The following is a 1584-nucleotide window of genomic DNA, read 5'->3' on the forward strand; positions in this document are numbered from 1 at the left end:
GCTGCAGTAATAACCGATGCGCCTGCATTTTGCAGAACTAACTTAAACCATGCGTTACTGATTGCTGGGTCGAGCAATACCTTTTTACCAGACATGGCTTCAAGGCGAGATTGAAGTGCTTCTGGATGATGAACCGTCACACCAGTGCCCACGTGCGCTGCAAATTCAGCAGGTAAGCGAGCGGGATCTAGGAAGTACTCTACACTTGAGTCGGCATGAAGAATCGCGTGCGAGAGTAAAACTGGCAAACGCGATACATCCAAGCCACGTACATTCAATAGCCAACAAATAGAATCAAGCGCTGTGATGACTGCGCTGTCTGCACCGGCTTTTGCTACCAGTTGAGCGATCTCTTTACGCTTACTTTCGCTTGATTGACCAACGGCTTCTGTTGGCATGAGGCGAACGTCAGAAACCACTGGTGCAGGGCGGTCATGCCACAGCTCATCAATTGGGTTGCTGGAGAGAATGTTTAGCTCAAGTTTTCCGGCCAGTTTTGCTTGTGCCATATCTAGCCAAGCCGAACTGTGCATGCGTGGGTCGATAGCCACGGACGCATTTGCGGTTAGATTGTCTTGAATCCAATCCAATGCTGGTTCTTCAATTAGGTGGCGATATTCAAACAACTCACTAGGAACTTGTTTGGTCACTTGAACGGTGTAGCGGCCATCAACAAAAATCGCGGCTTTGTCTTGTGTGATCACGGCTGCGCCTGCGGAGCCTGTGAATCCGGTTAGCCAATGGAGGCGTTCATTGTGCGCAGGGACATATTCACCCAGGTATTCATCTTCGTGAGGGATCAATAGGGCATCAATGTTGTGTTGAGCAAGCCATTCGCGAATTGCGTTCACGCGGCTTAGGGTATCGTTGTGCATCTGTTTTATTCCTTCAAATTACCGCTCCTTCATGCTCAGGTGTGGGAGCTGTTTCCTTCTGCTTCGTGCAGTGATTGAGTTAAACGCCGTAGCAAGATGACGTTTAAGTCTGGGTACAACAGGCCATAGATGAGCCAAAAAGGACTATCGACTGTTAAGCTACTCATTTTAACCGCTAAGCGCAAATTGCGTCCGAAATTTTTATCTAAGGTGATCGGTTTTTTGCGTGATCATCGTGCGCAGCCAATTCAAGGCTGGGTCGTTTTCTCTGTCTCTGTGCCAAAACAGAGTGTAAGCCATGGGCGGGAATTCAAGCGGCAATGGCAAGACCACCAAGTCGAGCTGTTTGGCAGCCAGTTGCACAAAATGGCTCGGCGCGGTAAAGATGAAGTCGGTGTAAGAACACAAGCTGGCGGCACTATTGAGATCTGGAACAGTGACTGCGATATCGCGCTCTGCGCCAATGTCTGCTAAACGATAATCCAACAACCAACGGTCGTTTCCATCACATCGCACTTGTACGTGACGAAGTGCGAGATACGCTTCGAGGTTCCACTTCTGTTTTAGTGCGGGGTGGTTTTTACGAATGATGCACATCTGATGGTCGCGATAGATTTCGAGTTCGCAAATATCATCCGGTGGCAGTAGGGTAAGCTTTGCGTCATTGATGTCGATGTCTTTACCTGTTAATCCCAAATCCAACTCACCA

The 1584-nt window shown here is 48.8% G+C and carries 2 protein-coding genes; both read right to left on the bottom strand.

Features of this window, described 5'->3' with window-relative positions:
* A partial coding sequence (locus tag R7070_RS24880) for an aminopeptidase P family N-terminal domain-containing protein (protein WP_318141357.1) occupies window positions 1-875 on the bottom strand: 875 nt, incomplete at its 3' end.
* A gap of 201 nt (window positions 876-1076) precedes the next feature.
* Window positions 1077-1584, bottom strand: a 508-nt coding sequence (locus tag R7070_RS24885; protein WP_318141358.1) for a LysR substrate-binding domain-containing protein, incomplete at its 5' end; no start/stop codon positions are given.

This window comes from Vibrio sp. 1557 (genome assembly GCF_033340175.1).
Taxonomy (GTDB): domain Bacteria; phylum Pseudomonadota; class Gammaproteobacteria; order Enterobacterales; family Vibrionaceae; genus Vibrio; species Vibrio alginolyticus.